Origin of the sequence: Kribbella sp. (genome assembly GCF_035687465.1) — a bacterium.
Taxonomy (GTDB): domain Bacteria; phylum Actinomycetota; class Actinomycetes; order Propionibacteriales; family Kribbellaceae; genus Kribbella.
The window spans coordinates 21,054-28,880 of sequence record NZ_DASRXP010000705.1 but is presented as its reverse complement, the minus strand read 5'-3'; the positions used below and the strand labels follow the sequence as shown (position 1 = coordinate 28,880).

Annotated in this window: 5 protein-coding genes; 4 read left to right on the top strand and 1 reads right to left on the bottom strand. The window is 67.8% G+C overall.

Annotated features, from left to right (window positions below):
• Positions 1 to 359 precede the first annotated feature (359 nt).
• A complete protein-coding gene (locus VFG33_RS38585; protein ID WP_325057990.1) occupies positions 360 to 1,772 on the top strand; it encodes a glycoside hydrolase family 16 protein in 1,413 nt (470 codons plus the stop codon).
• Positions 1,773 to 1,816: 44 nt separating this feature from the next.
• Here the strand turns inward: VFG33_RS38585 and VFG33_RS38580 are convergent, their stop codons facing one another.
• Positions 1,817 to 2,566, bottom strand: coding sequence for a hypothetical protein (locus VFG33_RS38580; protein WP_325057989.1), 750 nt, complete (start codon positions 2,564 to 2,566; stop codon positions 1,817 to 1,819).
• 79 nt (positions 2,567 to 2,645) lie between these two features.
• Between VFG33_RS38580 and VFG33_RS38575 the strand changes: the two genes are divergently transcribed.
• From VFG33_RS38575 to cphA, 3 genes are read left to right on the top strand one after another with little or no spacing between them, the layout of a single operon-like run.
• Positions 2,646 to 3,542 carry a zinc-binding dehydrogenase gene (locus VFG33_RS38575; RefSeq protein WP_325057988.1) on the top strand — a complete coding sequence of 299 codons (897 nt, stop codon included), beginning with the start codon at positions 2,646 to 2,648 and terminating at the stop codon, positions 3,540 to 3,542.
• 54 nt (positions 3,543 to 3,596) lie between these two features.
• Positions 3,597 to 4,727, top strand: coding sequence for a cyanophycinase (locus VFG33_RS38570; protein WP_325057987.1), 1,131 nt, complete (start codon positions 3,597 to 3,599; stop codon positions 4,725 to 4,727).
• Positions 4,724 to 7,522, top strand: a complete 2,799-nt coding sequence (gene cphA / locus VFG33_RS38565) for a cyanophycin synthetase (protein ID WP_325057986.1) — start codon at positions 4,724 to 4,726, stop codon at positions 7,520 to 7,522. The genes VFG33_RS38570 and cphA overlap by 4 nt, the downstream gene beginning before the upstream one ends.
• Positions 7,523 to 7,827 lie beyond the last annotated feature (305 nt).

The window sequence follows — 7,827 nt, the reverse complement described above, 5'->3', positions numbered from 1 at the left end:
GGAAACCGTCATGTCCGGAACGAGCATGCCTGCTCGTTCAGCAAGTTTTTCCTGACTAAGACCCTTGGCGTGCCGCAGTCGCCGGATTGTGCGGGCAAGCTTTTGCGGTCCGCTGATTGGACCGTTTTCCCCCACGTTCTCCACGATAGCCCTGCGCGGCCTTGCCAACCGTCCTGTCGCGCGCCGCAAAACCAGAGATGGCGAGCGGCCGAGTGGCTTGAGAGGCAACGCCCGACAGCCAGGTTGCTATCGACTGTGACGAACCGTTGACACAAGGACATGAGAGCGCTCTCATAGACGCACTTCTCACTGTCGGCGTCGATCTGGTGACGGCGCCGGCCCTGACCGTGGAGGTCGTCATGAGTTCCCGCCCGAACCAACCATCCACTCGTCGCCGAACCATCCTGAGCGCTCTGCTCGCGCCGATCCTGGTCGCCGTTCCCCTGACGATCGCGGCCCAGGCCAGCGTGCCACCCCCGGCTCCCGGCTGGACCACGGTCTGGAGCGACGACTTCAACGGCGCGAACGGCTCGCTGCCGTCCAGCGCGAACTGGATCATCGACACCGGCCACGGCTATCCCGGCGGCCCCGGGAACTGGGGTACCGGCGAGATCCAGAACTACACGAACAGTCCGAACCACCTCGCGCTCGACGGAACGGGGAACCTGCGGATCACCCCGCGACGGGACGGCGCCGGCAACTGGACGTCCGGCCGGATCGAGACCCAGCGCGCCGACTTCAAGGCACCGGCCGGCGGCGTGGTCGCGATCGAGGGCCGGATCCAGATGCCCAACGTGACGGGCAACGCGGCCCTCGGGTACTGGCCGGCGTTCTGGGCACTCGGCCAGCCGTACCGGGGCAACTACTGGAACTGGCCGGGCATCGGCGAGTTCGACATCATGGAGAACGTCAACGGGATCAACTCCGTCTGGGGCGTGCTGCACTGTGGCGTGAACCCGGGTGGTCCGTGCAACGAGACCAGCGGGATCGCCGCCAACCGCGCCTGCCCGGGTACCAGTTGCCAGGCCGGGTTCCACACGTACCGGTTCGAGTGGGACACCAGCATCTCGCCGAACCAGTTCCGCTGGTACGTCGACGGCACGCAGTTCCACTCGGTCAGCCAGGGTCAGCTTCCGGCCGACACGTGGGCGAACATGACCTCGCACGCGGGCTACTTCATCCTGCTCAACGTCGCGATGGGCGGCGCCTTTCCTGACGCCCTGAACGGCCCCACACCACGAGCCGAGACTGTGCCGGACCGCCCGATGCTGGTCGACTACGTGGCAGTGTCGACGCGAGGTGGCGGCACCCCACCCACTACTCCCCCGACCACTCCTCCCACGAACCCGCCCGGTGGCGGCGGTAGCGCGTACAGCACAATCCAGGCCGAGTCGTACACCCAGCAAGGCGGAACCACCCTGGAGACCACCTCGGACTCCGGTGGCGGGCAGAACCTCAGGCAGTTGGGCAACGGCGACTGGGCTCTGTATCCGGGCGTCGACTTCAGTAGTTCAGCGGCACATCAGTTCGTTGGCAGGGTTGCGTCCGGAGCCGCGGGTGGCGTCAGCGGGCTGGTCGAAGTACGGCTGGACAACAGATCCAACGCGCCGATCGGCAGCTTCGCCGTCGCCAATACCGGCGGCTGGCAGAGCTGGCGAAATGTGCCGGCCAACATCAGCGCGGTGACCGGCGTCCACGACGTCTACCTGACCTTCACCAGCGGCCAGCCGGCCGACTTCGTCAACGTCAACTGGTTCACCTTCGGCCACTGACGCAAGCTGATGCCGGGCCGCACTGGCCCGGCACCGGCCTTGTACTACGCGATCTCGGCCGCAGGTGGTGCGGCGATCGTGACCGGTGTGCCGAAGTTGCTGAAGTCGGCGATCACCTTGGCGGTTCCCTGCTCGAAGTCGAGTCTGATCGGCAGGTTGTCCTTGTCGATCGTGACCTTCGCAGTCAGGCCCGTCAGCTTCTGCTGCGCCACAGTCTCGGCAGTGAGGTACTCGCCGAGTGCCTTGGCCGCGGAGGCCTTCGGCAGGTCGATCGTCATCAGGTACTCGGTCGTGCCGGCCGTCGCCCCCGGCGCCGACGTGAAGTTGGTGGCGTAGGACGCGCCCCCGATCAGCTCATAGGTCATCGTCTGCACCAGGAGCATCCTGATCATCACACCGCTCAGCGCGGCCATGGGATCCTGGACCACTGTCGGGTCGTACTTCGCCCACGGCTTCTTCGGGTCGTCGCTGATGGCTCCGCCCTTGCCATACAGCTGCCCGCCCACTCGTACCACGGAGTTGCCCTCGCCGGAGCCCGCCACGTCTGCTGTCGCACCGGACAGCTTGACGTCCGTGGTGAACGTCGCGGGTGCGCCCTCGTCGGTGGTGACCGTGACCACCCGGAAGGTGCCCTTCGCCTTCAGTGCTTCCTGCACCTTCGGGGCGAAGTCGGCCTGCGTCAGCGTGACTGGAGTAGTGGGCGATGAGCCGGAGCTCGCATCGTCGGAGCCGCCGCAGCCGGCCGCGAGCAGCATTGCTCCGGCGGCGATGAGGGGCATCAATAGCTTCTTCACAGCGCGAATGATGCCATCAGCAACGGCCGAACCCTGTCCGAACTGCAGCTTCCTGCAATGGCGTCGTAGTGTCTGGGAGGTGAGAGCTCTTACCAAGGCGGGGTCATCTGTCACGCTGACGACCGTCGCCGGGCCGAGGCCGCTTCCGGATCAGGCAGTGGTGCGCGTGCGGGCGTTCTCGCTGAACCGAGGCGAGGTAGTTGATCTCGCCGGGTTGCCCGACGGGTCTCTGACCGGCTGGGACGTGGCGGGGGTTGTCGAAGTACCGGCAGTTGATGGCACCGGTCCGGACGTGGGTGCCCGAGTGGTGGGGTTGGTACGACGGGGTGCGTGGGCTGAGCTCGTGTCCGTGTCCACTTCGTGGATGGCGGTGCTGCCGGACGCGGTTCCCGACGTTCAGGCCGCGACCTTGCCGACTGCCGGGCTGACCGCCTTGCGCTCGCTGGAGATTGGCGGGTTGTTGCTTGGGAAGCGGGTGCTGGTGACGGGAGCCGGCGGTGGGGTTGGCCGCTTCGCGACCCAGCTCGCTCACGCAGCCGGCGCACACGTCACAGCATTCGTCCGTACTGCGGTTCAAGTGCCTGGTGCCGATGTGGTCGCGCAGAAGATCGAAGGTGACTACGACCTGATTGTGGACGCCGTCGGAGGAGCCGTCTTCGGGCAGTCCATCGAACACCTGAGACCTCGCGGCGTCGTGGTGAACCTTGCGACGCCCGACCCGGCCCAGCCGGTGAGCTTCCGGCCCGGCCTGTTCGACCGCTCGGCCGGAGCGCGGATCTACACCCTCAACACCTTCGACGAGCTGACCGCCCACGGCAGCGGGACCGCTGATCTGACCCGTCTCGTTCAGCTGGTCGCCGCGGGTCGGCTGGACGGGCAGGTGGGGCTGCAAGCCTCGTGGCGGGACGCTCCGAGCGCGATCAAGGGTCTCCTGGGGCGCAAGATCGCTGGGAAGGCTGTCCTGCACGTCGACTGACCCCTGTGGGCCGGTAATGGGGCTGTCGCGGCATTGAGCACCTATTCTTCGGCTATGTCTGAACAGCAGGGTGGGGTGACGACGAGCGGGCCGGGGGCCTTGTTCGCCATCGGTGGTGCCGAGGACAAGCTGAAGAAGCGGACAGTCCTGCAGGAGTTCGTCGAGGCCGCCGGCGGCTCGAAGGCGCGGATCGTGGTCATCCCGACAGCCTCCGCGCTCGGGCACGACGTGGTCGACGTGTACTCCGCGCTGTTCGCGGCGCTCGGAGCCGCCACCGTGGTCGGAGTACGGCCCGAGAACCGCGAGGACGCCGACGACCCCGCCTTCATCGAGCCGCTGAACGAGGCCACCGGCATCTTCATGACCGGCGGCAACCAGCTGAAGCTGAGCAGCGTGGTCACCGGTACTGCGTTCGGCCGGGCCGTGACCGCGGCGCATTCGCGCGGTGCCGCCGTCGGTGGCACCTCGGCCGGGGCGAGCATCCTGGCCGAGCACATGATCGCGTTCGGGCGGTCCGGTGCCACCCCGCGACAGCGGATGAGCCAGCTGGCCGGCGGACTCGGTCTGGTCCAGGGCGCGATCGTGGACCAGCACTTCGCCCAGCGGAACCGGTACGGTCGGCTGCTGTCCCTGGTGGCACAGTCCCCCGGACTGCTCGGGATCGGCGTGGACGAGGACACCGCGGCCGTAGTACGGGGGTCTCATCTGGAGGTCGTCGGGCGGGGCGCGGTGACGATCTTCGACGGCAGCCGGATCACCTCGAACGCGCACTACGCCTCCCGGTCCGAGGCGATCCTTGCCTCAGGCGTCGTGTTGCACGTGCTGCCGGCGACCGCGACCTTCGACCTGAAGGCCCGCGTGCTGCTGTCCTACGGGCCCCAACCGCCGGCCGAGGAACTGGCCGAGCTCCAGGCCGCCGAGGCGGATCTGCGCAAGCTGACCAAGGAGATCGCGGCGGAGGGCGTGTCACCCGCGTACTACGCCGAGCACAAGCGCCGGGCTGTCCGGCGTACCGCCAAGACGACGGCCAAGAAGGCCGCTGCGAAGAAGACCACGCTCAAGCCCAAGTCCCGGGCTTCGGCGGCCGGTGAGTCCAGACCGGAGGCGACCGAGCCGTTGAGCGCGGGCGCCGAACTCAGCCGACCAGACACCCAGCCGCCGCGACCAGACAGTGGGCCCGAATGACCGCTACCGCCGCAACCCAGGGAACGCCCAGCCCCGACCTCAAGATCATCGAGACGCGGGTCTACCGCGGGCCGAACGTCTGGAGTTACGAGCCGGCCATCCATCTGGTCGTCGACCTGGGCTCGCTGGAGAACTTCCCGTCCAACACGATCGACGGGTTCACCGAACGGCTGCTGGAATACCTCCCCCGGCTGGACCAGCACCACTGCTCGCGCGGCCGTCGCGGCGGTTTCATCGAGCGGCTGCAGGAGGGCACCTGGCTCGGCCACATCGCCGAGCACGTCTCGCTGCAACTGCAGCAGGAGGCCGGCCATGACCTGCGGCGCGGCAAGACCCGCCAGGTCAAGGGCGTGCCGGGCCGCTACAACATCATCTACTCGTACGCCGATGAGGCGGTCGGCCTGGCCGCCGGGGAACTCGCCGTCCGGTTCGTGAACCACCTGGTGCAGCCGGATCCGTCGTTCGACTTCACCACCGAGCTGGAGAAGTTCATCCGGCAGGCGGAGCGGACCGCGTTCGGCCCGTCCACCCAGGCGATCGTGGACGAGGCGGTGTCCCGCGACATCCCGTGGATCCGGCTGAACAAGTTCAGTCTGGTCCAGCTCGGGCAGGGCGTGCACGCTAAACGGATCCGGGCCACGATGACCTCGGAGACCGGCTCGATCGCCGTGGACGTTGCCAGTGACAAGGACCTGACGACCCGGCTGCTCGCCTCGGCCGGACTGCCGGTGCCGCGGTCGGACTCGGTCCGCACTGTCGACGATGCGGTCGCCGTGGCGAACAAGATCGGCTATCCGGTGGTCTGCAAGCCGCTCGACGGCAACCACGGCCGCGGGGTGTGCCTGAACCTGCAGGACGCGGACGCAGTACGGGAGGCGTTCCCGATCGCGGAGGAGCAGTCGAAGCGTGGTTCGGTGATCGTCGAGAACTTCGTGGTCGGCAAGGACTACCGCTGCCTGATCATCAACGGGCGGATGGAGGCCATCGCCGAGCGGGTCCCGGCGCATGTCGTCGGCGACGGCGTGCACACCGTCGCCGAACTGGTCGACATCACCAACGCGGATCCGCGGCGAGGCGTCGGGCACGAGAAGATCCTGACCCGGATCACAGTGAACGCGGCCGCTCGCGAACTCGTCCGGACCCAGGGCTTCGAGCTGGACGACGTGCCGCCCGAGGACGTCACAGTGAAGCTGACGCTGACCGGCAACATGTCCACCGGTGGGATCTCGATCGACCGGACCTTCGAGGCGCACCCGGAGAACGTCGAGATCGCCGAGGAGGCCGCCCGGATGATCGGGCTGGACATCGCCGGCATCGACTTCATCTGCCCGGACATCACCCAGCCGGTGCGCGAGACCGGCGGCGCGATCTGCGAGGTGAACGCCGCCCCTGGGTTCCGGATGCACACGAACCCGACGATCGGCGACCCGCAGTACATCGCGAAACCCGTGGTGGACATGCTGTTCCCGCCGGGGGCGACCAGCCGGATCCCGATCGTCGCGGTGACCGGGACGAACGGCAAGACCACCACGTCGCGGATGATCAGCCATGTCTTCAAGGGGATGGGCCGCAAGGTCGGGATGACCTCGACCGACGGCATCGTGATCGACGAGCGGCTGGTGATCCGGTCGGACGCGTCGGGGCCGAAGTCGGCGCGGATGGTGCTGCAGAACCCGCGGGTCGACTTCGCCGTGTTCGAGGTGGCTCGCGGCGGGATCCTGCGGGAGGGCCTCGGTTACGAGCGCAACGACGTGGCCGTGGTGCTGAACATCCAGCCGGACCACCTGGGCCTGCGAGGCGTCGACACGCTCGACCAACTGGCCGACGTGAAGGCCGTGCTGGTGGAGGCGGTGCCGCGCAACGGCTTCGCAGTACTGAATGCCGACGATCCGCTGGTGCGCAAGATGCGGCGGAAGTGTTCGGGCGAGGTGGTGTGGTTCAGCATCTCCGAGCCGGGCAGCGAGGTCCGCGAGTACATCGAGGGACACTGCCGGCGCGGTGGCCGGGCGGTCGTGCTCGACCGGTCGGACCTCGGCGACATGATCATCATGAAGCACGGCCGGCGGTCGATGCAGCTGGCCTGGACACACTTGCTGCCGGCAACGTTCGCGGGCCGGGCGATGATGAACGTGCAGAACGCGATGGCCGCGGCCGCCGCCGCGTTCGCCGCCGGCGCTCCCCTGCACGACATCCGGCAGGGCTTGCGGACGTTCAGTACTTCGTACTATCTGTCGCCCGGGCGGCTCAACGAGATCGAGGTCGACGGCCGGACGGTGATCGTCGACTACTGTCACAACGCGCCCGCGATGCGGATGCTCGGCGACTTCGTGGACAAGCTGGGCGAGAGCCTCGGCGCGTCCTCGGATCTCGGCCGGCCGTCGCGGATCGGCGTGATCGCGACCGCGGGTGACCGGCGGGACGACGACATGCGCGAACTCGGCGAGATCGCCGCCCAGCACTTCGATGTGGTGATCGTCCGGGAAGACATCCGGCTGCGCGGCCGCAAACGCGGTGACTCCGCCGAACTGATCACCGAGGGCGTGCGGTCCGCGATGGAGAACGGCGCGCGGTGCCGTCAGGTCGAGACGGTGCTCGAAGAACTGAGCGCGGTGCGGCACGCGCTGGTTCGGTCGAATCCAGGCGACCTGGTCGTGCTGTGCGTGGACCAGCATCAGTCGGTACTGGCCGAGCTGGAATCCGTGTCCCACCTGGCCCAGGCCGGGGCCCGGTCCGGCGACGAGGGTGGCGACCCCGACTTCGTCCAGCCGGACGAAGAACCCACCGAAACAGAGTGACGAGCTGCAAAGCCGACCGCGTGGACAGCGGCTTTGCAGCATCGTCGGCAGAGCGCAGAAGTCAAAGTTTGCTTTACTTCCACGGAAGATGCCCACGTCGAACTAAAGCTTGCTTGTCATTATGAGCCGACGATCCGGCGACCCGACCGGCCGCTGCCGCCTCGTTCGACCGATAGCGGCCTGCAGAGCGCTATCGGCCGCAGAGCCTGGCATCGGCCGGCAGCGCTACCGGTCGACTGCCGCGTCGTTCGACCGATAGCCGCCTGTAAGGCGCTATCCATCGTGAAGCCCGGCATCGGCCGGGC

Coding starts and splice junctions, on each gene's coding strand:
- cphA (WP_325057986.1), top strand. CDS start 4,724: ATGACCGCTACCGCCGCAACCCAGGGAACGCCCAGCCCCGACCTCAAG.
- VFG33_RS38585 (WP_325057990.1), top strand. CDS start 360: ATGAGTTCCCGCCCGAACCAACCATCCACTCGTCGCCGAACCATCCTG.
- VFG33_RS38570 (WP_325057987.1), top strand. CDS start 3,597: ATGTCTGAACAGCAGGGTGGGGTGACGACGAGCGGGCCGGGGGCCTTG.